This window comes from Brevundimonas intermedia (genome assembly GCF_027922165.1).
Classification (GTDB): Bacteria; Pseudomonadota; Alphaproteobacteria; order Caulobacterales; family Caulobacteraceae; genus Brevundimonas; species Brevundimonas intermedia.
The window spans coordinates 147,888-168,852 of record NZ_BSFD01000002.1; the positions used below are offsets into that span (position 1 = coordinate 147,888).

The window sequence follows — 20,965 nt, forward strand, 5'->3', positions numbered from 1 at the left end:
CAGTAAAACTGCTGCAGGCGACAGCCGTTCTCTGCTGGGCCAGCCGGTGCGCGCCCGCTAGGACGAGGCGTGAGCTTCGTTACCCTCTATCGACGCTCATCTCGCAAACGTGGGCCGTGTCCACTATCCCCGGACACGGCCCTTTTGCGTCAGAAGGCGAAAGGCAGGACCGATGATCGATTCCCTTTTTATCGAAACCGACCTGCCCCCGACCCTCTGGGACCTCGCCGGCGTCGGATATGCGCCTCCCGACCTATCGGGCTCGACGCTGCTGCTGATCGACCTGCAGAATGAATATGTCTCCGGCCCTTTGGCCCTGCCCCACGCGGCGGACGCCATCGGGCGCGCCACGGCGCTCCTTCTGGCGTTTCGCGCTCAAGGCGGACAGGTCGTCCATGTCGCCCATGCGGGTGCGGCCGGCGGCGTTTTCGACCGCGCCGACTACCGGGGCCAGATCGTCACCTCCGTCGCACCGCGAGAGGGCGAAGCGGTCGTCGAAAAGACCGCACCGAACGCGTTCGTGGGTACAGACCTCGAGGCTCGGATCGCGCCGGATCGACCGCTGGTGATCGCCGGCTTCATGACCCACAACTGCGTGGCCTCTACGGCTCGCGCGGCGTTCGAGCGCGGCTTCCAGGTCATCGTGGCGCACGACGCCTGCGCAACCCGTCCCCTGCCTGACTTGGATGGCGGCGTCCTGCCCGCAAAGGCCCTGCACCAGGCCACGCTCATCGGCCTGGCGGATCGACATATTCATGCGCGAACCGTGAAGGCCTTGGTGAACCGGCGCGCTGAGGCCTAAAGGCGTTCAATGTCGCCGGATCACCTGGGCCGCGAACCGCTCCATCTCCTCTTCCTGGGGAGACATCTGCAGCAGAAGGAGATCGACGCCGACGGCCTCGAAGGCCTCGACACGTTCCTGAACCTGCTCGGGCGTCCCGACAAAGCCGGGTCTCAGCCCGCGATTGGAGACGCTGTACTCGCGGATCTTTAGTTCGCGTTCCAACTCCGTGCCGGAGATCCACTGATCGAAATTGGCGAACCCCGCCGGCGGCTTGCCGTCCGCCAGGCCGGGAATGGTGGTGATCCGCTCCAGTTCACGCTCCGCCTCCGCCTGGCTATCGCGCACGATGGCGTAGCCGGCCATGCCGAAACTCATGGGCGGCAGGCCCAGGCCTTCGCGGCGCTCGCGCATATCGGCGATCTTGGCGCCCACATGCGCGGGATCGTCGCCGTGCATGACATAGGCGTCGCACCGGCGCGCGATCAGAGCCTTGGCGCTCTCGCTCTCGCCGCCGGCATAGATGACCGGTCGAGGCCGTTCGGGCGTGACGATGGGTTTCGGCTCCACGATCGCGTCCCGCAAGCGATACAACCGCCCCTCGTAATCGGCACGCGGCTCGGTCCAAAGCCGCTCCAGCACCTCCAGCCATTCCTCGGTGCGGGCATAGCGGTCGTCGTGCTGGTCGAACTGAAGACCATAGCTCTCCGCCTCCTTCGCCCACCAGGACGAGACCACGTTGAGCGCCAGACGGCCGCCGGAAATCCGGTCGATATTGGCCGCCTGTTTGGCGAACAGGGCCGGCTGGTGGAAGTTGGGCCGCACCGCCACCATCAGCTCGATCGACCGCGTTACGGCGGCCAGGGCGGCGGCGCTCGACCAGGCGTCCAGGGCCGGAGACTCGATCCCCTTGATGTCATTGAGATTGAGCTCGGCGATCAGCGTGAGATCCCAGCCGATCTCCTCGGAGCGCCGGACCAGTCGCGAGAGGTTGTCCCACGACGCCTCGCGCTCGTCATCGACGTTGCGCAGCCAACCACCGAAGACGGGGGCCCAGTATCCGTATCTCATGCCGCTGCGCCCTTCTCTTCTTCGATAACATCGACAAGCCAATCGACGAGGGTCTCGTGCGGGTCGAAGCCCAGGACGGCGACGGGATCGGCGACGAAGTTAGACAGGGCGTTGATGTCGTAGAACCGCACCGATCCGTCGCGCTCGTCGATCAGATACTCCACCGAGCCGACCTCGACCTGGCCCGCCCGAACGATCGCCTCGACGGCGGCGATGATATCGGCGGGCGGGTGCGCCCGCGTCATCTTCAGAGCGGCGGCCCCGGGTCGCGCCAGACAGGCGTCGGCGGGGCAAAGATCGAAGGTGTCCGAAGGGCTTTCGACGTCGAGGGCGTAGAGGTAGCGGCCGTTCAGCGTCTCGACCCGTGTGATCTTTCCGCCGACGCGCAACGCATACTCTTGAACCAGGGACACCCCGTTGACGCCAGCGGGCGCACTGCCCTCCAAAGCAGCCGCCGCGAGAGCCTCGGCGGTGTCGTAGCGAACGATCCCGGCTCCGGCGCCGCCGATGTCCGCCTTGACCAGGACGGGAAAGCGCAAGCCATGCGCCGCTTTCGGCAGGTCGGCCTGGCGATGGGCCGCGCGCGTCGCCGGCCCCTTCAGGCCCAGTCGAGCGATGAGGCTGAGTTGCCGGGCCTTGGAGGAATCGATCGCCAGGGCCGCGCCGTTGAGAATCCGCGCGCCCTGACCGGCCCAATGATCAAACAGGCTCTGGGCATAGAATATGGGATGTTCGGGCTCGCGCAGAAAGCTCGACATGGCGAGCCGGCTGAACACGACCGGCGCCGGCGCGGGCTCTGCGGCGGGATCGAACACATGGTCCGCCAAGGGCAGCTTGACGAACGCCACGCCCCGTCGCGAGAGCGCGGCGAACAGGGGCTCGAACCATTCGGGATGTTCATAGACGACAGCGAGATCGGGTCTGGAAGTCATTGGCGATCCGTCAAAGCGAGAGGCTTCGCATAACGGTCCGGAGGCATCACGCGATCCGAGGATTTCTGCACACAGCTGTTAGATCAGTTCGCGAAGAGCCCTCCGCTGCGCCTATCGCTAGGCCAAAATCGAATCCTTGGGCCCCCACCCTAAATTGTGCGTCTGTTGCTGCCGCCGTTGCAGGGTTAGCTTGTATCGTGTCCCTCAACAGATCGCCGAACGCCCATGCATCTCGCCCGCTTCGCTCGTATCCGCCTCGCCCACCTGCCGACGCCGCTGGAGCCCCTGCCCCGGCTTTCGGAAGAACTCGGCCTCGATCTGTGGATCAAGCGTGACGACTGCACCGGCCTGGCGGGCGGCGGCAACAAGACCCGCAAGCTCGAGTTTCTGCTCGGCGCGGCCGTTGAAGCGGGCGCGGACACGCTCGTCACCCAGGGCGCGGTCCAGTCCAATCACGTACGCCAGACGGCCGCCGCCGCCGCCTCACACGGCCTGGCCTGCGACATCATCCTGGAAGAACGCACCGGCTCAAAGGCCACGGACTATGTCGGCAACGGCAATGTCCTGCTCGACCGTCTATTCGGCGCCCGGCTGCGCACCGTGCCCGGCGGCGCCGACATGGCGGCCGAACTGGAGATCACGGCCGAGGCGGTGCGGACGCGCGGCGGCGTGCCCTATGTCATTCCCGGCGGCGGCTCCAACGCGATCGGCGCCCTAGGATACGCCGACTGCGCGCGCGAACTCGTGGTCCAGGCCGACGACATGGACCTGGCGATCGACCGGATCGTGACCGCGACGGGCAGCGCCGGCACCCATGCGGGTCTGGTGGCCGGGCTCGCCGTCATCGGCGCCTATATTCCGGTGCTGGGGATCGGCGTTCGCGCGCCCAAGGACCGCCAGGAAGCCAATGTCTTCAAGCTGGCCGAAGAGACGGCGGCCCTGTTGGGCCAGCCCGGTCGGATCGCGCGCGACCGCGTGGTGGCCGACTGCGACTATGTCGGCGAAGGCTACGGCCTGATCGATCAGGGCGTGATCGACGCCCTGACCCTGGCGGCGCGGCTGGACGGGATCGTCCTCGACCCGGTCTACAGCGGCAAGGCGATGAAGGGGCTGATCGCCCTGGCGCGCGGCGGCGCCTTCAAGGGCGAGACGGTCGTCTTCCTGCATACCGGCGGCGCCCAGGGCCTGTTCGGCTACCAGACCGAGATCGAGGGCGCGCTGCGATGAGCAAGGCGCTCGGCGTCATCGGCGGCATGGGGCCGGCGGCCACACTGGCCTTTCTCGACCGCCTTCAAGCCCTGACCCCGGCCCAGGGGGACGCCGACCATATCCGCGTCCTCATGGACCTCAATCCCCAGGTGCCGGACCGCAACACCCGACCCGGAGAGGCCCGACGCGTGCTCGGCGAAATGGCGGAACGGCTTCGCACCGCCGGGGCGGAGATCCTCGCCATGCCCTGCAACACCGCCCATGCCCAGGCCGACGAAATTCGGGCCGCCGGCCTTCCGTTCCTGGACATGATCGCCATCACCATCGATCGCGCCGCGACCGCGGGCGTTCAGCGGATCGGAGTCCTGGCGACCCCGGGCGGAGAGGCCCTCTACAGCGCCGCGCTGCAGGCGCGCGGCGTTTCGCCGCTGGTCCTGGAGGGCGACGACCGTGCGGCCTTCATGGGTCTGGTCTACGGCGTCAAACGCGGCGAAATCGGCGCGCCGGCCCGCGCCGAGATGCGGCGGCTCGCCGGCGCCCTGGTCGAGGCTGGGGCCCAGGCCCTGATCGCAGGCTGCACGGAAATCCCCCTGCTGCTGCCCCCGGACGAAGCCCCGGCGCCCTTGACGGATTCCGCAGAGGCCCTGGCGCAGGCCTGCGTCGCGGCCTGTCTGACCTGACCTACCGATCGCTTCGCAATTCGGTTGCAGCCTTTCGCGGGCTCATGGGTTGGCGTTCCAGTCACCGCGGCCTTGGCCGCGCAACGCGAGCCGCCGATGCAGGCCCCACACCGCTTTCCGACCGCAGTGGCCACCTTCACCCGGTCCGACGATCTTCTGGTCAATGTCCACGACCGTCGGGCCCGGGATCGCCTCGCCCAGGGCGCGGCGGCCCTGCTGGGCCTGCCCTTCCTCGGCGATCGGGGCGAGGATGACCGCGAGGACGTCTTCCTCGTGCCGGCCGACACCCTGCTGGTCGACGAGGCGGCGGCGATGGGCGTCCGGAACGACCGGTTCCTGTGGGGCGGAGCCGCCCCTTTCGCCCATGTGGCGACAAAGGCCATTTCCCATGGCCTGCCTTGGCTTGGGGCCCGGGCGCCCGCTGGCTGGAATTCCGCTCTGGGCGACGCGCTTGGCGACGCGGTCCTCACCGGCGTGACGGCCTTCGATCCGGACGAGGCCCTGGCGGCCGGGCGCGCATTGCTCCAGTTCGGGCCCGTTCGCGTCAAACAGGTGCGCGCCACCGGCGGTCGGGGCCAGACGGTCGTCACGGCGCCGGACACTCTCGAAGCGGCGCTGCGTGATCAGCCAGACGGACAGATCGCGGCGTTCGGGATCGTCCTGGAAGAAAATCTTACGGACGTCGAAACCTACAGCGTCGGGACCACGGTTCTGGGTTCACATCGGATCGCCTATTGGGGGCTGCAACGGCTTGCGCGCCTCCACGACGGCGAAGAGGTCTATGCCGGGTCAGACCTGGACGTCGCCCTGGGCGGATACGAAGACCTCCTCGCCTTCGACCTTCCTCTGAAGGCGCGCGCCGCCGTGGAGATGGCCCGCCGTTACGATCGCGAGACCTTCGCCGCCTATCCCGGCCTGTTCGCGTCGCGTCGCAACTACGACGTCATCATCGGCAAGGACCGAAACGGCGCCACGCGGACCGGCGTCCTAGAGCAATCCTGGCGCATCGGCGGGGCCAGCGGGGCGGAAATGGCGGCGCTAGAGGCGTTGGTCCGGGATCGAACACCCCGGCTCGTGCGTAGTTTCACCATGGAAGTCCGTGATGAAGCCGCCGAAATCCCGCCCGGCGCGACGCTCTACTACCAAGGCGTCGATCCTGTAGCCGGACCGATGACCAAATACGCCGGGCTGCGTCCATGACTGCAACCAAACGGTTGAACCTCCAGGTCGGCGACGAGATTCTGGAAGGCGCCCTTATGACCCCGGCCCGGTTGATCCCTGGCGTCCTGTTCGTTCACGGCTGGGGTGGATCAAAGGACCAGGACATGCGTCGAGCCGAAGACATCGCCCAGATGGGCTGTGTCTGTTTCACCTTCGATCTGCGGGGCCATGCCAAGACCGAGCCGAAGCGCCTGTCGGTCACCCGGGACGACGGCCTCGCCGACGTGCTCGCCGCCTATGATTTCCTGATCGGCCAGCCCATGGTCGACAAGAACGCGATCGCCGTGGTCGGCACCAGCTACGGCGGCTACCTCGCCACCCTCCTGACGCTTCAGAGGCCGGTCCACTGGTTGGCGCTACGCGTCCCAGCCCTCTACCCCGACGCGGATTGGAAGACCCCCAAAGCCTTGCTGGATCGCAAGAAGATCGCCCTGTTTCGCAACCGTTTCCGCGGCTATCGCAAGAACCGTTCGCTAGAAGCCTGCGCCCAGTTCAAGGGCGACGTCCTGATCGTCGAATCCGAGCATGACACCGTCGTGCCTCATCCGACCATCGCCTCCTTCATCGCCGCCTTCACCTCGGCCAATTCGCTGAGCTACCGGATTATCAAAGGCGGCGACCATGCCTTGCGCGACGAGGCGGTGCGCAAGACCTATCATGACCTCCTGGTGACCTGGGTGAGCGAGATGGTCCGCGGCGCGCGTCGAGCGGACCCGAAGACGGCCCCGCCTGCGGCCTAATCACCTAGCGGTCCTGCATACGAGGAAGGAATTCTTCGCCGCCAAGACCGGGGTAATGAGCGTCCGCGACGTCGGGATGGGAGCGCAAGCGACTTTTCAGCTGGTTCAATCCCACCTCGCGAAAGATCTGATTCAGGGGATCGACCGACACGCCGCGCACGAATCCGCGAAGGGGTTCCGGAAGGGGCAGCACCGGCACGACGGCGTCCGGCTTCGAACCGAGGAAGAAGGCGACCGAGCATCGGTCCGAGCCGGACGGCGGCGCGATGACATCGTGGATGGCGGCATGCACATAGCCGTCGGTGGCGAGCTCTAGAAGTTCGCCTGCGTTGACGACGACAGTTCCTGGAATGGGCGGCGCCGCGATCCAACCGCCGTCGTGCGCCCTTACCCTGAGCCCGGGCTGAACCTCCTGAAGCAGAAGGGTGATGAAACCGCCGTCGCGATGAGCCCCAACCCCTTGGGCCGTCTCCGTCTCACCACGACCGGGATAGCGAATGAGCTTCATCAGCTGTGACGGCGTCGGCTCGTAGATTTCGGCAAAGGCCCGCTCGGGCTGTCCGAGCGCCGTGGCGATGGCTTCAAGGAGCATAATCCCCACCCGCGTCGCCTCGGCCTGATAGGCGAGCACGATCCCCCGCAGCTCGGGCATGGCCTCTGGCCATTGGTTTGGTCCCTGCAGCCGTCGCCAGACGGGCGTGTCGGGCGTCATCGGGAACGGCTCGGCCTCAGTGTTGATGTCGAGCTGTTCGCGCCAGTCCGGCAGGCCGCGCGTCCGCTCGCACCCAATCCGGGTGTAGCCCCGAAAATGCGGCGAACGGATCATCTCGATCTGGAGCTTGTCCTTGAGTGGCAGGGCGAAAAAGCGTCGCACCGCCGCCTGCAGCCCATCCACCAACTGCGGGTCCATCCCGTGTCCGCCAAGGTAAAAGAAGCCGTAGTCGTGCAGCGCCCTGCGCAACGCCTCCAGGAAGGCCGAGCGGGCATCCGCAGGGCCGCGATAGTCGCCGAGATCGAGAATCGGCAGACGATTGTCGTGCGCTGATGAGGCGTGGGCCATGGCGAGAGCTTAACAGACAACGGGTCAGCGATCTGAGCCGAAAAGGACGGAGCCGCATCGAGGCACGGCTCCGCATAGTTTCAGGACAGGGAGAGATCAGAAGAGACGATGACAGGGCCGCAGCGCTCGCCCCACTCATAAATCGTCCGTGCCGCCTTAGATTTTCTGTCTTGGCCGCAGCCGGGCCGTCTTTGAGAGCCGAAAGCTTCGAGGCCCTAGTCAAGCCAGGCCGGCGCTTTGGGCAGAGACGCCACGTCCTCGAGTGAATGCTGGATGATCACCCGCGCGGCCTCGTGCGCGGCCACGCCCTCGAACCGGTCGAAGGACGCCAAGGTGTCGGCCCGGTCGACATTGACAGCAGGCACACGGCGATAGGCCCGGTTCTCGCGCGTGTGAAAGAGATCGCCCGTCAGAAGGATGGGGCCAGCCCTTTCCAGCCGCACCAGGAGGGACTTGTGGCCGGGCGTATGGCCTGGGGTCTTAAGGATAATCACTCGGCCGTCGCCGAACACATCGGCGTCGCCGTTCACGGCACGGATCATAGCGTGGTCCAGCACTGTCAGACGTTCGGGCTGTACGCCCAAGGGCGCTGGATCGGTTTTCAAGCCCGTCAGTTCGACAGGATCCATCAGCCAGGTCGCCTCGGGAAAGAGGTTGGCGTTGCCGGAGTGATCCGCATGAATGTGGGACAAGGCGACATAGGTGATGTCGCCCGGCTTCAGACCCAGGTCGGCAAGCTGATCGGCCAGCGTCCGCCGCACCGTCCACTGCCCGCCGAGCTGGCGCATCCCACCGGGAATGGCCGCAAGCCGATCGCCCAGACCCGTGTCCCACAACAGCCATTGCTCACGGTCATGGACCAGAAAACACGGCACAGCCATGACGCCCGCTTCACCCGCGTGCTCGCCCGTATCGGAAAAGGGCGCCATGTCGTCGAGCGCGAGGGTTCCACAATCGAGCGTGTAGAGCCGCAGGTCTCCAGAGGTTTGCGCCCAAGCGGGGGAGCCAAGGCCCAGGACGAGGGCCGCCGCTGCAGCGGCGAGAATGGGTAAAGGTCTCATCGTCGTCTCCAATCTGACCCTGTGATCTGAGCCGGCTATCGACGTTCGAAAACTCTCCATTTGCGCACGCCATTTGTGCAAGAATGATCGAATGTTCGATTGGGACGACCTGCGTGTGTTCGCCGTTCTGGCGCGACTTGGCTCTCTGACCGCCGCCGCGCGCGCGTTGAACGTCAATCATGCGACGGTCGGTCGGCGTGTCGCCGCCCTGGAGGCGGCTCTGGGCGCGCCCCTGATCGTTCGACTACCGCGCAGCACGCCGCTGACCCCGCAGGGCCAGGCCATCGCAGCGGCGGCGCAGGAGATGGAGGCTGCGGCCGATGCGGTGACGCGTCGGGCGAAGACACTCGCCGCCACCCTGACCGGCCCGATCAGCATCAGTCTGCCGCCGGCCCTGGCGAGCGGCTTCCTGGCCGAGCGCCTGCCGACCTTCCAGTCCATGCACCCCACGCTGTCCGTCACCTTGCTGGCGACCTCGACCATCACGTCCCTCGAGCGCGGCGAGGCCGATATCGCCATCCGCCTGGTCCGCCCCGACGGCCCCGCCCAGATCAGACGCCGCCTCGGCGAGATGCGCCTGGGGCTTTACGCCGCCCCTGCCGTCGCGCGATCACCCGCCTCTGGATGGCGGTTCATTCTATCGGACACGGATCAAGCCGATCTGCCGCATCAAGCCTGGCTGGCGCACTACGCGGGTGATCGCCCCGTCGCCATCCGCAGCAGCGACATACACACCCAGATCGCCGCCGCCAGGGCGGGGTTGGGGGTCGCCGCAATCCCACACTTCATGGCCAACCGTCTCGACCTGGCCCAAGTGGACGCCGCAGCGGACGTGCCTTCGCGGACGATCTGGCTGGTCGTACACGAGGGTGTGCGCAAGGCCCCCGCCGTGCAGGCGGCGGCCGCCTGGTTGACGGAGAGTTTCGCGACGTCGCCGTTTCGCGGCTGAAAACTCATCCCGCTCGAGCGCCGAAAACGCCGCTCGCTGCGCAGCCATGGGATGTCTATCAGACGGTCGTCGAAAGCGCGGTTGTAATCGGCGGGGTTTTGGACGGACGCGCCGCGCCTATGCGCGCGGGCGTCTTTGCATCGTCGGTCCGCGCCAGGGCGAGGGACAGGCTGTGGCAGCCCTCGGGCAGGTGGAGTTTCGATTTCATTTCCCAACCTCAGCCGGTTTCCAGCGGGATCGTCGGCGTGACATTGGGGAAGATCTGCTCGATCCGGTCGTCGCTGACGTTCGACGGCAGGCCGTAACCGTTCACCGGCTGGGCGCGGTTGACCCAAAGCGCATAGTGCAGGTGATCGGCCCGCGGGTCGTTGGTGTTCGGATGAAGCAGGATGGTCAGCCCCAGGCTGTTCAACTGCAGCCAAGGCACAAGCACGGGCAACAGGTCGTTGGTGAAGCCGAAATAGAAGGACGGGGTCACGTGCGGCCCGCGCGGCTCCAGATTCCAATTGCCCAGTTCGACCGGGAACCGCTCGATGGCCCAGGTCCGCAGCAAGGCCGCCTTCTCGTAGGTGTCCTCGTCGAAATAGATGTGGGCGTGATAGCTCTTGATGTCGGTATAGGCCCTGGGCAGCGTCGGCCGGGTCTGTTCGCCCGGACGAATGCTGACCGGCCGGGTCGTCGGCTCCTTGTAGGTCTCGTAGCCCCACGGACTACGGCCCGGCGTTGCGTCAGGCTGAGGGGGCGGCGCGAGGATCTGGGTCTGAACCTGGGCTTGGGCCGAGCCGGCGGCGCCGACAAGCCCGGCGGCTAGCGCCAGGCTGGAACCGACGAGCAGGTTGCGCCGTCCCGGCGAGAGCAGGTCCGCCCAATCCTGGTCCGATTGGGCGTCCGGTTGCGGCTTATGATCAGAGGTCTTGGTCATCGGTCTTTCGATCCGGAGAAATCCGTTGAGACAGGGATGAGAGACGTCACCACTTCACGCTGACGCGGCCGTAGACGAACCGCCCGTTGAAGCCGAAGGGCGAAAAGGACGACCAGGGCGCCCCGCCGGTCGTGCCCAGGAAGGCGGTCGGCGTCTGCTGCGGATAATTATCCAGCAGATTGTCCGCCCCCAAGGACAGGGTCACGCCGTTCGACAGGGTGTAGCGCCCCTCCAGATCGATCACGGCGCGCACGCCGGTATGCACGTCGCCGCTGCCGTCCACGGGCGTTCCGGCGTTCAGGGTGTCGCCGTAGAAGGTGGTGCGGGCGGTCACGCCGACCGACTGATAGGTCCAGTCAGTCTGGAGATTGGTCTTCCAACGGGGCGTGCCGCGTTCGAACCGGACCCGTTCGCGGCGGTCGAACAGATCGACCTCGGTCGGCAGGATGGCGACCGACGAGAAGGTGCTGCTGGTCGGATAGCGGGTGACCTCCAAACGGTTGAAATTCGAGGCGACGGTGAAGTCGAAGCGGCCAATGTCGTCGCTCAGCCAGCGATAGCGGCCGACGATGTCCAGGCCCCGCGTCTCGGTGTCGACGCCGTTGATGAAGAAGCGCGCCGATGTCGCGCCGCCGGGCACGGAGTCCAGCAAGTCGGCGATGATCCGGGCGTTGGTGCCGACGGCGGCCGTGCGGCTTCCGGTCAGCAGACCCGACAGGATGATCCGATCGTCGACATTGATCTGATAGGCGTCGATCGTCAGCTCGAAACCGCCGCGCCGCCACACCGCGCCCAGCGAATAGTTGACCGATTCCTCCGGCTCAAGATCCGTCCCGCCCAACGCCCGGCCGACCGCGCTGTTCGACGGGAAGGTGCCGGATTCCGTGAACGTGGTCGCGCCTCCGGGGGTGGCCGGCGCGACGATGGTGATCGAGGTCTGGGTGAAATACTGCTGTTGCAGGCTGGGCGCGCGGAAGCCCGTCGAGATCGCGCCCCGCAGCGCCAAATGCGGATTGAAGTCGTAGCGCCCCGCAAGCTTGCCGGTGAGGGTATCGCCGAAGTCGGAATAGTTTTCGTAGCGCAGGGCAGCCGAGGCGGTGAACTTCTCGATCAACTCGCCCTCGACATCGACATAGACGCCGACATTGCTGCGGTCCTCACTGACCGCGTTGGAGGGCGCGAAGCCGGAGTAGCCTTGCGACGCCGAGGCCTTGCCGGCGACCGGCCCGCGGTCCCACGACTGGTCCTCGCCGGCCTCGATCTCGTAGCTTTCGCGGCGCGCCTCCAGGCCAAAAGCCAGGTTGAGAGGGCTTGCCAGACCGAGCTCGTAAGCCCGACTGGCGTCGACGCCGAACACCAGTTGATCATAGGTCACCGCGCCGGCGTAGAAGTCGGTCTTGGAGTTGGCGCCGTATGAGGCGTTGACGGTGTTGTGGACGCTGTAGTCGATCGCATTGCGGCCGTAGCCCAGCGACACGTCCACATCGAAGCCGCCGGCCTCCCCGCGCACGCCGCCGTTGACCGTCAGGTCCTGGGTGTCCACGCCGATCAGCGGCAGATAGCCGTTCGGATAGATCTCGGTCACGCTCTGGCTGGCCTGGGTCGCCGGATTGCGATAGCTGGCCGCCGACAGGGCCGAGCGCTCCTGGTAGCCCGCCCAGCCATAGGCTTCCCAACCGGCCGCCAGGGGCTTGCCGGCGTTGGCGTACAGCGACCAGTCGGTGCTTTCGGGATCGCCGAACCGCCCGGTGATCCTTTGGGGCGAGGCGGTGGGGTTGACGTCGGCTCTATTGCTGTAGGCCCGATCGCGATATTCGGCCGAGACGGTCAGAAAGCCGTCCCCGCCTAGGGCGAAGCCCTGCCAGCCCGAGACGGTGACCTGCTCGCCGTCGGTGATGTCGGTCTTGCCGGCGTTGGGTAGATCAATGCTGGTGACATAGGCGCCGTAGGTCGCGGTCGCGCCGCCGCCGCTCGACGCTTGGCGCAGGCGAAGGTTGATCACGCCGGCGATGGCGTCGGACCCATATTGCGCCGAGGCCCCGTCGCGCAGAACTTCGACCCGGTCCAGCGCCGAACTGGGAATGGCGTTCAGATCGACCGGCGCCGAGCCGCGTCCCACCGTGCCGTTGGTGTTGACCTGGGCCGAGACGTGGCGACGCACGCCGTTGACCAGGACCAGGGTCTGGTCCGGCCCCTGCCCCCGCAGGGTCGCCGGGCGCACCGAGTCCGTACCGTCGGTCAGCGACGGACGCGGAAAGCTGATCGACGGAATAGCCGTGGCCAGTTGCGAGGCCAGTTCCGTCGTGCCGCGCTGTTGAAGCGCCTCCGAGGTGACGACATCGACAGGGACAAGGGTGTCGAGACGGGATCGGCCCTGAACGCGGGTGCCGGTGACGACGACCTCGTCCACGTCGGTCGATGGTGTCGTCGACTGCGCTGTGGCCGCGCCGGCGGCGAAGAGCGTCGAGGCTGAAACGGCCGCGAGCAGCGCCGCGCGCCGCTGAAGATGAAGCGTCATGGTGATTATCCCCCAAGGATAGGCGAGACGGCCGCGCCGATGCCGGAGGCGGTCCGTCGGTGATGAAGAGTCGCTCCGCCGACGCCCTCGCATCGGCGGACTTGGATCAGGTCCGTCGCGCGGCCTCCGCAGCGCGCAAAACGCGAAGGAAGTTGCCGCCCCAGATCGCGTCGATCTGCGCCTGGGTGTAGCCGCGCCTCAGCAACTCGCGCGTCACATTGGGCGCGTCCGCCGCGCTGTCGAACCCGATGACGCCGGCGCCGTGATCGAAGTCGGAGCCGACACCGACGTGCTCCCAACCGATGCGCTTGGCCACATAGTCGAGCTGATCGACATAGTCGGCCAGGGTCGCCTTCGGCAGCAGGGGCGCCAGGGCGTCGAGGAAGGCCTGCTGGCGATCGCCCAGGCCGCCGTAGCCGTCGTTGGCGGAGGCGAAGTCTGGTGACAAGCCGTAAGCGATCCGCACCGCGCTCACCCGCTCTCGCGCCGCCGCGTCGGGCTGGACGAGATAGCTGTTGAAGGGTGTCAGCTGGACGATCCCGCCATTGGCCTTGATGGCGTCCAGCTCGGCGTCGGTCAGGTTGCGGGTGTTTTCGATCCGCGCCCGTGCGTTCGAATGGGTCGCGGCGACGGGCGCGCGAGTCAGAGCCAGGGTCTGCGCCAGAGCCTCGCTGGACAGCTGGGACACGTCGATCAGGATGCCGAGATCGTTCAGTCTGGCCACGGCCTGCCGACCGACCGGCGAAAGACCGTGGTGTTCGGCGACCGGCGCATCGCCAGGCCGCGACGAATCCGAGAAGTCGTTGTGACCGGCATGGTTGAAGGCGAACACCCGCACGCCCTCTCGATAGAAGGCGTCGATCTGGCTCAGGTCGGCGCCGATGGAGCGCGCATTCTGGAATCCGATCAGGACGGCGACCTTGCCTTCGCCGACAAGCCGTTGAACGTCGTCGGCGCTGAGCGCAATACCGACCCGCTCGGGGTTGTCGGCCGCGAAGGCCTTGATCTTCTCCAGCTTGGCCTCGGCCTCAGCTAGGGCGTCTCGAACCCCGGCCGCATCGCGCGGTCCCGGACCGACGGCGACCGACAGGACGATGGCGTCCACGCCGCCTCGCGTCAGATGATCCAGATCCACGCGCGACCCGCCGTCAGGCAGATAGTAGCGCCGTGGCGTCGAGGGCAGGAGCACATCGGCATGGCCGTCGAGCACCAGGGCCCTGCGATGCACGGCGTCGGCGTCCTGCGCCTTGACCGCGCCCGACGCGAGCAGAGCGAGCGCGCTGGCCGCCGCGACCAGAAGTTCTGAATATCTATAGGTCAAAGAGCCCTCCTCAGAACTCAGTTCGATGAGGAAGGTTAGGCGTAAGCGCCGGCCACTGGCCCGCCAGAAGGATAGACGAGGTCTTTAGGTTTTCTGCGAGGGCGGTCGTCGTCGGACGCGGTCCGAGAGGACGATCAGAGCGCGGCTGGCGGTCGTCTTGAACCAAAACGGAAAGATCGCGTGGACCAGACACGCCAGGCCGGCGACCACCATCGGTCCGCCGACGGAGGCCGCGACGCGGAAGTGCTGGACATAGGTTTCCCCCTGTTCGGTCGGGTGGCGCAGGAACAGGTCTATCGCCCGGCTACGACGACGAGGTTGCGACATCACAATTCATCCCTGACGACGGCGTCTGCAGAAGCCTCCTGACGCAACCAAGCGACGAAGGCCTGAGCTTCCGGCCGCAAGCTGCCGCGGCGCGTCACCAACCTATAGGCCAGATCGCTGGCCAGGTATCCGTCTGCAAAGGGCGCCGCCAGCCGGCCCGAGGCCAGGTCGTTGGCGACGAAAGCCCGAGGAGCCAGGGCGACCCCACGACCATGAAGGGCGTCCTCGATCGCAAACGCGGTCTGGTCGAACCGGGGCCCTTGGCGAACATCGAACCCCTCCAGCTTTCGGGACGCGAACCAGGCCGCCCAATCCGGTCGGGGCTCCTCCATCATCCCCGGCGTGACATGGATCAGGGTGTGGCCCGCCAGGTCCGCCGGCGTTCGGAGCGGCCTGTCTCCGTCCATTAGGCGCGGGCTGCAGATCGGGATGACGCCGCCTTCGATCAGAATCTCGCTCCTGACCCCGGGATAGTCGCCTTGGCCATAGCGCACCGCGACATCGGCGCGGCCTCCCGCCACGTCGGCCAGCTTCATGTCCGCAGAGATCCAGATTTCGATCTCCGGATGAGCCGCGTAGAAACGCGACATGCGCGGGACGAGCCAGCGTACGGCGAACGAGGGCGGCACGCTGACAGCGAGCGACTGCCGGCTAGCGGGGCCGTAGATGACGTCCGCCGCCTGTTTCAGATGCTCAAACGCCTCTCGAAGCGCCGCCTGAAGCCGCAGGCCAAGGTCCGTCAGGACCAGACCGCTCGCCTCGCGACGCAGCAGAGGCGCCCCCGCATGATCCTCCAGCAGCCGCACCTGCTGGCTGACCGCGCCGGGGGTCACGCTCAGTTCCTTGGCGGCCAGTGAAATACTGGTCAGGCGCGCCACGGCCTCGAACGCCTTGAGCGCATTCAACGGCGGCAGTTTGCGGGGTTGGGCGTCCTCGTTCATCGGGTGTCCAGCCATGCAGGAACCTTGAACCCACGCGCGCGCAGGAAGGCGGGATTGTAGATCTTGCCGGCGTAACGCTGGCCGGGGTCGCACAGGATGGTGACGATGGTCTTGCCCGGTCCCAGCTCACGTCCCATTTGGATCGCCCCGGCGATATTGACGCCGCTGGACGGCCCGAGCGCCAGGCCTTCGTCCTTCACCAGATCGAACAAGACGGCCAGGGCCTCGGAATCCTCGATCCGCCAGGCGTGATCGACGCTCAGACCTTCCAGATTGCCGGTGATGCGGTTGACCCCGATCCCCTCGGTGACCGAACTGCCCTCGCCCTCCAGCACGCCGCGCGTAAACCAGGCGTGCAGGGCTGCGCCCGGGGGATCCGCCAGGCCTATGGCCACGTTCGGGTTGCGCTCACGAAGATAGGCCGACACCCCCGCGAGCGTTCCGCCCGTCCCGACGGCGCAGACGAAACCGTCGATCCGTCCCTCCGTCTGTTCCCAGATCTCGCGCCCCGTGGTCGCGTAATGGGTGTTGCGATTGGCCGGATTGTCGAACTGGTCCGTATAGAAGGCGCCGTTCGGCTCGCTCTCGTTCAACTGTTCGGCCAAGCGGCGCGAGAAATGGACGAAGTGGTTGGGATTGGAGAAGGCGGCGGGATCGACCTCGACCAGGCGTGCGCCATGCATCCGCACCGCCTGCTTCTTCTCCTCGGTCTGGCTTCGCGGCATGACGATGACCACCGGGTGGCCCAGGGCCGCGCCGACGATGGCCAGGCCGACGCCGGTGTTGCCGGCCGTGCCTTCAACGATTGTGCCGCCGGGTTTCAACGCGCCCGAGGCTCGCGCCGCTCGGATCAGGCCCAAGGCCGTCCGGTCCTTGATCGACTGGCCAGCGTTGAGAAACTCCGCCTTGCCGTAGATGTCGCACCCGGTCGCTTCCGACGCCGCCCGCAGGCGGATCAGCGGCGTATCGCCGATAAGCGAGAGAATGTCGGCGGCGGCGCGCATGAAGAGTCCGATTCTGAACCGTGTCGGACCTTGTAGAAATTCTTCTCCAAAAAGAGAACCCCCGCATTGTTCTCTGCACTTTGACGACCCAGCCTTCAGCCTAGCTGACAATCAATTCTTTGGCCGCGTCCAGGCGTCCGAGACGCAGGCGCATGCGCGAGATCGAGGGTTTGCCATCACTCAACTCGGTTCAATACGGCTCCGGCGAACACCGTATGTCGAAATAATCGCCGGGCGGAGAAGACGATCTGCGCGACGTTGGGCTCAGGGATGGGGCGCCGCCAAGCCATAGAGCTCGACCAGACAGGCGATGATGGCCCCGGCCCCGGCCACCGAACGGCGGCCTTCATGGGTCGGCCCCGCCTGTTCGGTCTGCACGCCCGCCGGCAAGACCAACCGGGGCAGCGTCTGATGGTCCGGCCCCGCCAGCGCCGCCACGGTTCGGCGCGGCCGCTCGAATCCGACGCGGTGCACGACGATCACCTCCTCCAGGCGGGGATAGGAGCGCAGCACCCCCTCCAGCAGCGCCGAGTAGCGGTCGAAATAGACCGCTCCGGGAAAGGCCGGATCCTCGAACCCTGGTTCGAGCAGGAACAGGTCGGCGCGCGCGGAAAGAGCGTCAGTCATGACCGCCACCGTCGCCAAGCTGTCGCCTTCGCTCAACCTCAGAAAATCTGAGAGGTTGTTGTCTCAATCTGATTTGCCCAGGTTATCTCGGCCGCCCGACCGTCGCTCGGCACGCAGAGCGAGGGGGTGATTATGAGATCGTCGACAAGCAGGAGCTTCCTCCGATGTCATCCTCGGTCGGGCTTGCTAGGCTGAAGTCGAGGCGAGGCGTTCGCCCTCAAAACACAATGGCGTTGGAGCCCAGCCTTGCCGCGGATTGCGCGCCGGTTACTATGCCTGAGGCGGGCCTCAACCGGATAGCCTTCGATCTTGAGCCAGGGGACGTTCTGCGTCGGCGGCGATCGCGGGTGAAGAGGCTGACTTCACACAGAAGTTCCCGGCCCGCCCCCTCGCCTCAGCAAACCCTGACCGAACCACCCATTACCACCGGGCTCCACTCAACCGCCGCCAACGGTCTTTGTCCGACTTCGGCACCTCCGCCAAATCTGCGTGATCGCGCCAATGCGTGATCACGCCCTGCTCGACCTCGAAAACGCTGATGGCGCGCACATCCAGCACGGCGCTGCGGGGAGCGGCGAGAAAATAGGCGCTCTCGGCGATCACGAGATCATCCTCGGCGACGCATTTGAGAATGTGCAGTTCAAGGAGCGAGTAGGTTTGGAACAGTCGGCGCCAAAAGCCCAGCAGCGCTGATCTGCCGCTGAAGTCGCCCGCGATTTCGAACCGCGCAGCGACATGCTCCGCGAGATACGATTCAAGCCGTCGCACATCGCGAAACGCGATCTCCTTGGCGAAAGCTTGGACGAGGGCTCCGGGCATCGACGACTTGATCACGGTTCTGATGATCGATCATGATCCGATTCTGGACTAAAAATCGCGGGCCGCGTGTGACGCTGCATCAATCTGGCTCAATCATCCCCGCCCATACGGCGACGGCGACAGCCTCAATTCTTGTCCGTACCCGGAGCTTGGCGCAGACCTTCTCCAAATAGCTGTCGACCGTGCGCGGCGACAGCCCAAGTATGGCGCCAATATCGCCCGAACTCTTTCCGCGGCAGACCCAGAGGAGACACTCGCGTTCCCTCGGGCTCAGCGCGAAGCTCTGTGGCTGGACATTCGCTTGACGGTCTGAGGTCATGATTTTACTCGCCTTTGACCGCCGCATGGTGATGCGCGCCGTGAGGCCCAGCAACGCAATCGACTTGCGTAAACTGCGCAACAAACTTGCGGAACCGCTTTGGCGCCGCGCGTCGTTTCGCTCGGGAATAATGCTCCACGGATCGCTTGCCCTGGCGACACTGGGCGCCTAAACCATTCGCGTCGGGCGCCGCCAGATAGGGGCGGAACTTGAGCCGGGGCCTGCCTTTGGCGGAGGCGGCGTTTCATCCTGAAGTAGCGGGCCTCTTCGCAGAGGATTCCTCGCCCGACCCCTCTGCCTTGCACCGAGACTCGGTTTGATTCATGATTGGATGTCGGCGCTCGCGTCGATAGGGGCCGGGAATCCCCTTTGCGAAGCTCAACCTTTACGACCGCGCCCTGACGCGCGGCGTCCGTCCGCCATCGGCTGCGGCGCACCCTGCGTGCGTCGGGCTCAACGCGGATGCGCTCTCGGATTCCCGCCGTCTCACAGCCGGCTGGAGGTCGCGTTGAGCGATGTGAAGGAGTTGAATCCGGGCGCTGCGGCGAGCCTTAGGCGCCGAGCCGATCGCTGAGCTCCTGGGCGATCTTGAGTTCCTTGGGTGCGAAGACGATCTCGACCCCGCAGTTGGTCATCACCTCCTCGGCGACGTCCGGCCCGTAGATGGCTCTCAGCTGCGACGGGCTTTGCAGCACCGCCAGCAGCCGCAGGCCGTAGCCGGCGACGCGGTCTTCTTCCAGTCGCCCGACCCCCTGGTTGTGGCGGACCGGCTCCGGCGTGAGGGCTTGATCCCGCGACCAATCGCTTCCTGATCCTCGGTGCGATCGAGGTTTGGGCCAGGCGCTGGGAGGCGCGCATTGAGCGCGTGCGGCGCGCCAAGATGGCGCTCGAGCCAGTTGAGAATGCGTAGGTGCAGGTCCCGGATATTGGCGGGACTGACGAACTCGTGGCTCTGTCCGAAATAGGTGACCAGTTCCGCCTCCCGGTTCAAACGGTAGAGCGCGCCGAAGATCGAGTCGAAGCGGGATCCATCGAAGTCGCTCTGAATGAGCAGCGTCGGCGTGTGGATCTTGTCGACCGCATAGAGCGGACTGCGCTCCACATAACGAAGCGGTTCAGTCCCCAAAGGCACGCCCAGACCGCCTTGACCGCCCTCAAGCCAGCCGCTCTGGATGGCGACGCCAGCCTCCCCGCTCAACTGCGAATACAGCCGAGGCTCGTAGGCTTCGCTGAGGTCGCCATAGCCGTTGGAGGCGATGATCGCCTTGAAGCCGTCGGTCTGCGTCGCGGCGCGAAGCGCGCCGTAGCCGCCAAAGCTGTGGCCGATCAAGGCGGCGCGCCCGGCGTCGCATCGATCGCCGGCGCAGGCGGCTTGAACGATCGCCATCAACTCGGGACCGAGCGCGTCCAGGTCCGAGGACGGCGAGGTCCGCTGAGGCAAACTGGGCATGAGCACGGCGTAGCCCACTGCGGAGAGAAGGGCCGGGTTGATGTGCAGCTTCAGTGAGCCTGGCAGCAGTCGCGCAGGCGGGGTCGGGAAGACCGCGCCGGGGTAGGCGATCACCGCCACCGGGGGCGGGGCTGAGGTCGGCGCGGCGGGCAGCAGCAACCAACTGCGCAGCGGTTGGGCGAGGCTCAATCCCCCGCGCCCGTATCGCCCCAGGGTCAGGGTCTCGCGCCGTCCGTTGAAGCGATAGTCGTAGCGAAACGAGATCGCTCCGCCGGGCGAGACATAGACATACAAGCCGTCCCTGTCGGTACTCTTGTAAGGCTTTGATTGTGAACGTAAATTCTTCAGTGCAACGTCGGTAAGCACGGTAAAAACACCTCGATCCACGCAAGTGCGAATTTGCCCGATGCACGACCAATATTTGTCTTTTAGATCAATAGGTTGATCGAAATAAATACCGTCACCGCCTTGCGATGAGGCTGACGGTACGAGGGAGATTCCGGCATCGCAACAGGAGGCGATACCGTCGCCGGTGACGACAAAACGAAAAAAGACCCTCCGAATGATATCGAAGGGTCTCGTCAGAATTCACAATGTTGTCAGGCGCTTATGGAGCGTTCCGGAAGCGATACCGAAAGGTACCGAGAGCCCCGAATTATTCCCACTCGATTACACGAAGGCCGGTAGCGCGTTGATCGGCAAGGACTTTGCACCAGAGGTCACCTAAAGCGCCGTATCGTAGTCCGAATAGATCGTGGACTGTTGAAAACAATGAAGAAATAATCGGATGTAAAAAGCGCGTGATCACGAGATCTTTCGGGGTGTATTGACAATGCCGCAGGCGTGGTGCGCGAGGGAATCGTACCGGTATACCTAGGCATAGGCGGATACCATAGCCTGACGTTTTGAAGAACAGGCGAGGCCTGGAGCTCATCGTCATCTATCGGCAGATCTCCTGCCCTTTCATTCCGCCTGGCTTCAAAGTCGCGCGCCGCCGCACGCCGACCGAGCGC

General features: G+C 65.8%; 22 protein-coding genes. 6 read left to right on the plus strand and 16 right to left on the minus strand.

What is annotated here, in order from left to right; all coding sequences use genetic code 11:
- Positions 1 to 172 precede the first annotated feature (172 nt).
- Positions 173 to 802: a cysteine hydrolase family protein gene (locus tag PKE72_RS03245; protein ID WP_271164036.1), complete on the plus strand. Its 630-nt coding sequence runs from the start codon at positions 173 to 175 to the stop codon at positions 800 to 802.
- Positions 803 to 808: 6 nt separating this feature from the next.
- Here PKE72_RS03245 and PKE72_RS03250 read toward each other — a convergent pair whose 3' ends face one another.
- Together PKE72_RS03250 and PKE72_RS03255 are read right to left on the minus strand one after the other, a co-directional pair.
- Entirely contained in the window at positions 809 to 1,852 is a 1,044-nt protein-coding gene (locus PKE72_RS03250; protein WP_271164037.1) for an LLM class flavin-dependent oxidoreductase, read from the minus strand.
- Positions 1,849 to 2,784 (minus strand): ATP-grasp domain-containing protein, encoded by a 936-nt coding sequence (locus tag PKE72_RS03255; protein WP_271164038.1) that lies wholly within the window; start codon positions 2,782 to 2,784, stop codon positions 1,849 to 1,851. The genes PKE72_RS03250 and PKE72_RS03255 overlap by 4 nt, the downstream gene beginning before the upstream one ends.
- 225 nt (positions 2,785 to 3,009) lie before the next feature.
- On the opposite strand from PKE72_RS03255, the gene cuyA reads away from it, so the two are divergent.
- The 4 genes from cuyA to PKE72_RS03275 all read left to right on the plus strand — a co-directional run bounded on the left by cuyA (position 3,010) and on the right by PKE72_RS03275 (position 6,634).
- Complete coding sequence (gene cuyA, locus PKE72_RS03260; protein ID WP_271164039.1) at positions 3,010 to 4,011, plus strand: D-cysteate sulfo-lyase; 1,002 nt, start codon at positions 3,010 to 3,012, stop codon at positions 4,009 to 4,011.
- Positions 4,008 to 4,673: a cysteate racemase gene (gene cuyB, locus PKE72_RS03265; protein ID WP_271164040.1), complete on the plus strand. Its 666-nt coding sequence runs from the start codon at positions 4,008 to 4,010 to the stop codon at positions 4,671 to 4,673. The genes cuyA and cuyB overlap by 4 nt, the downstream gene beginning before the upstream one ends.
- 96 nt (positions 4,674 to 4,769) lie before the next feature.
- Complete coding sequence (locus tag PKE72_RS03270) at positions 4,770 to 5,873, plus strand: DUF3182 family protein (RefSeq protein WP_271164041.1); 1,104 nt, start codon at positions 4,770 to 4,772, stop codon at positions 5,871 to 5,873.
- Positions 5,870 to 6,634 (plus strand): alpha/beta hydrolase family protein, encoded by a 765-nt coding sequence (locus PKE72_RS03275; RefSeq protein WP_271164042.1) that lies wholly within the window; start codon positions 5,870 to 5,872, stop codon positions 6,632 to 6,634. The genes PKE72_RS03270 and PKE72_RS03275 overlap by 4 nt, the downstream gene beginning before the upstream one ends.
- A gap of 4 nt (positions 6,635 to 6,638) precedes the next feature.
- Here the strand turns inward: PKE72_RS03275 and PKE72_RS03280 are convergent, their stop codons facing one another.
- Both PKE72_RS03280 and PKE72_RS03285 read right to left on the minus strand, forming a co-directional pair.
- A complete protein-coding gene (locus PKE72_RS03280; RefSeq protein WP_271164043.1) occupies positions 6,639 to 7,694 on the minus strand; it encodes an isopenicillin N synthase family dioxygenase in 1,056 nt (351 codons plus the stop codon).
- 215 nt (positions 7,695 to 7,909) lie between these two features.
- Positions 7,910 to 8,755 carry an N-acyl homoserine lactonase family protein gene (locus PKE72_RS03285; protein WP_271164044.1) on the minus strand — a complete coding sequence of 282 codons (846 nt, stop codon included), beginning with the start codon at positions 8,753 to 8,755 and terminating at the stop codon, positions 7,910 to 7,912.
- A 91-nt stretch (positions 8,756 to 8,846) separates the two neighbouring features.
- On the opposite strand from PKE72_RS03285, the gene PKE72_RS03290 reads away from it, so the two are divergent.
- Positions 8,847 to 9,704: a LysR family transcriptional regulator gene (locus PKE72_RS03290; protein ID WP_271164045.1), complete on the plus strand. Its 858-nt coding sequence runs from the start codon at positions 8,847 to 8,849 to the stop codon at positions 9,702 to 9,704.
- Between the two features lie 58 nt (positions 9,705 to 9,762).
- Here the strand turns inward: PKE72_RS03290 and PKE72_RS03295 are convergent, their stop codons facing one another.
- From PKE72_RS03295 to PKE72_RS03350, 12 genes are all read right to left on the minus strand, one after another.
- On the minus strand, positions 9,763 to 9,912 hold the full coding sequence (locus PKE72_RS03295) for a hypothetical protein (RefSeq protein WP_271164046.1): 150 nt from the start codon (positions 9,910 to 9,912) through the stop codon (positions 9,763 to 9,765).
- A gap of 9 nt (positions 9,913 to 9,921) precedes the next feature.
- Complete coding sequence (locus PKE72_RS03300) at positions 9,922 to 10,626, minus strand: DOPA 4,5-dioxygenase family protein (protein ID WP_271164047.1); 705 nt, start codon at positions 10,624 to 10,626, stop codon at positions 9,922 to 9,924.
- 46 nt (positions 10,627 to 10,672) lie between these two features.
- Positions 10,673 to 13,144: a TonB-dependent receptor plug domain-containing protein gene (locus tag PKE72_RS03305; RefSeq protein ID WP_271164048.1), complete on the minus strand. Its 2,472-nt coding sequence runs from the start codon at positions 13,142 to 13,144 to the stop codon at positions 10,673 to 10,675.
- Positions 13,145 to 13,250: 106 nt separating this feature from the next.
- Entirely contained in the window at positions 13,251 to 14,465 is a 1,215-nt protein-coding gene (locus tag PKE72_RS03310) for a dipeptidase (RefSeq protein ID WP_271164049.1), read from the minus strand.
- An 84-nt stretch (positions 14,466 to 14,549) separates the two neighbouring features.
- Positions 14,550 to 14,792, minus strand: a complete 243-nt coding sequence (locus PKE72_RS03315) for a DUF6356 family protein (protein WP_271164050.1) — start codon at positions 14,790 to 14,792, stop codon at positions 14,550 to 14,552.
- Positions 14,792 to 15,748: a transcriptional regulator GcvA gene (gcvA, locus tag PKE72_RS03320; protein WP_271164051.1), complete on the minus strand. Its 957-nt coding sequence runs from the start codon at positions 15,746 to 15,748 to the stop codon at positions 14,792 to 14,794. The genes PKE72_RS03315 and gcvA overlap by 1 nt, the downstream gene beginning before the upstream one ends.
- A complete protein-coding gene (locus PKE72_RS03325) occupies positions 15,730 to 16,737 on the minus strand; it encodes a cysteine synthase A (RefSeq protein WP_271164052.1) in 1,008 nt (335 codons plus the stop codon). Before PKE72_RS03325 ends, gcvA begins: the two co-directional genes overlap by 19 nt.
- A gap of 264 nt (positions 16,738 to 17,001) precedes the next feature.
- Positions 17,002 to 17,364, minus strand: coding sequence for a DUF3088 family protein (locus tag PKE72_RS03330; RefSeq protein ID WP_271164053.1), 363 nt, complete (start codon positions 17,362 to 17,364; stop codon positions 17,002 to 17,004).
- A 420-nt stretch (positions 17,365 to 17,784) separates the two neighbouring features.
- Positions 17,785 to 18,198: a nuclear transport factor 2 family protein gene (locus PKE72_RS03335; RefSeq protein ID WP_271164054.1), complete on the minus strand. Its 414-nt coding sequence runs from the start codon at positions 18,196 to 18,198 to the stop codon at positions 17,785 to 17,787.
- 64 nt (positions 18,199 to 18,262) lie between these two features.
- The gene (locus PKE72_RS03340; RefSeq protein ID WP_309298335.1) at positions 18,263 to 18,529 is read right to left on the minus strand and encodes a response regulator transcription factor; all 267 of its coding nucleotides are present in this window, start codon (positions 18,527 to 18,529) and stop codon (positions 18,263 to 18,265) included.
- Positions 18,530 to 19,053: 524 nt separating this feature from the next.
- On the minus strand, positions 19,054 to 19,197 hold the full coding sequence (locus PKE72_RS03345) for a TraM recognition domain-containing protein (protein ID WP_271164056.1): 144 nt from the start codon (positions 19,195 to 19,197) through the stop codon (positions 19,054 to 19,056).
- Positions 19,173 to 20,318, minus strand: a complete 1,146-nt coding sequence (locus PKE72_RS03350; protein WP_271164057.1) for a prolyl oligopeptidase family serine peptidase — start codon at positions 20,316 to 20,318, stop codon at positions 19,173 to 19,175. The genes PKE72_RS03345 and PKE72_RS03350 overlap by 25 nt, the downstream gene beginning before the upstream one ends.
- Between the last annotated feature and the right edge of the window lie 647 nt (positions 20,319 to 20,965).

What these genes read in the sequence shown, in the direction of transcription:
- PKE72_RS03245 (WP_271164036.1), top strand. Translation starts at nt 173, where the DNA reads ATGATCGATTCCCTTTTTATCGAAACCGACCTGCCCCCGACCCTCTGG.
- PKE72_RS03250 (WP_271164037.1), bottom strand. Translation starts at nt 1,852, where the DNA reads ATGAGATACGGATACTGGGCCCCCGTCTTCGGTGGTTGGCTGCGCAAC.
- PKE72_RS03255 (WP_271164038.1), bottom strand. Translation starts at nt 2,784, where the DNA reads ATGACTTCCAGACCCGATCTCGCTGTCGTCTATGAACATCCCGAATGG.
- cuyA (WP_271164039.1), top strand. Translation starts at nt 3,010, where the DNA reads ATGCATCTCGCCCGCTTCGCTCGTATCCGCCTCGCCCACCTGCCGACG.
- cuyB (WP_271164040.1), top strand. Translation starts at nt 4,008, where the DNA reads ATGAGCAAGGCGCTCGGCGTCATCGGCGGCATGGGGCCGGCGGCCACA.
- PKE72_RS03270 (WP_271164041.1), top strand. Translation starts at nt 4,770, where the DNA reads ATGCAGGCCCCACACCGCTTTCCGACCGCAGTGGCCACCTTCACCCGG.
- PKE72_RS03275 (WP_271164042.1), top strand. Translation starts at nt 5,870, where the DNA reads ATGACTGCAACCAAACGGTTGAACCTCCAGGTCGGCGACGAGATTCTG.
- PKE72_RS03280 (WP_271164043.1), bottom strand. Translation starts at nt 7,694, where the DNA reads ATGGCCCACGCCTCATCAGCGCACGACAATCGTCTGCCGATTCTCGAT.
- PKE72_RS03285 (WP_271164044.1), bottom strand. Translation starts at nt 8,755, where the DNA reads ATGAGACCTTTACCCATTCTCGCCGCTGCAGCGGCGGCCCTCGTCCTG.
- PKE72_RS03290 (WP_271164045.1), top strand. Translation starts at nt 8,847, where the DNA reads ATGTTCGATTGGGACGACCTGCGTGTGTTCGCCGTTCTGGCGCGACTT.
- PKE72_RS03295 (WP_271164046.1), bottom strand. Translation starts at nt 9,912, where the DNA reads ATGAAATCGAAACTCCACCTGCCCGAGGGCTGCCACAGCCTGTCCCTC.
- PKE72_RS03300 (WP_271164047.1), bottom strand. Translation starts at nt 10,626, where the DNA reads ATGACCAAGACCTCTGATCATAAGCCGCAACCGGACGCCCAATCGGAC.
- PKE72_RS03305 (WP_271164048.1), bottom strand. Translation starts at nt 13,144, where the DNA reads ATGACGCTTCATCTTCAGCGGCGCGCGGCGCTGCTCGCGGCCGTTTCA.
- PKE72_RS03315 (WP_271164050.1), bottom strand. Translation starts at nt 14,792, where the DNA reads ATGTCGCAACCTCGTCGTCGTAGCCGGGCGATAGACCTGTTCCTGCGC.
- gcvA (WP_271164051.1), bottom strand. Translation starts at nt 15,748, where the DNA reads ATGGCTGGACACCCGATGAACGAGGACGCCCAACCCCGCAAACTGCCG.
- PKE72_RS03325 (WP_271164052.1), bottom strand. Translation starts at nt 16,737, where the DNA reads ATGCGCGCCGCCGCCGACATTCTCTCGCTTATCGGCGATACGCCGCTG.
- PKE72_RS03330 (WP_271164053.1), bottom strand. Translation starts at nt 17,364, where the DNA reads ATGACTGACGCTCTTTCCGCGCGCGCCGACCTGTTCCTGCTCGAACCA.
- PKE72_RS03340 (WP_309298335.1), bottom strand. Translation starts at nt 18,529, where the DNA reads ATGCGGCGGTCAAAGGCGAGTAAAATCATGACCTCAGACCGTCAAGCG.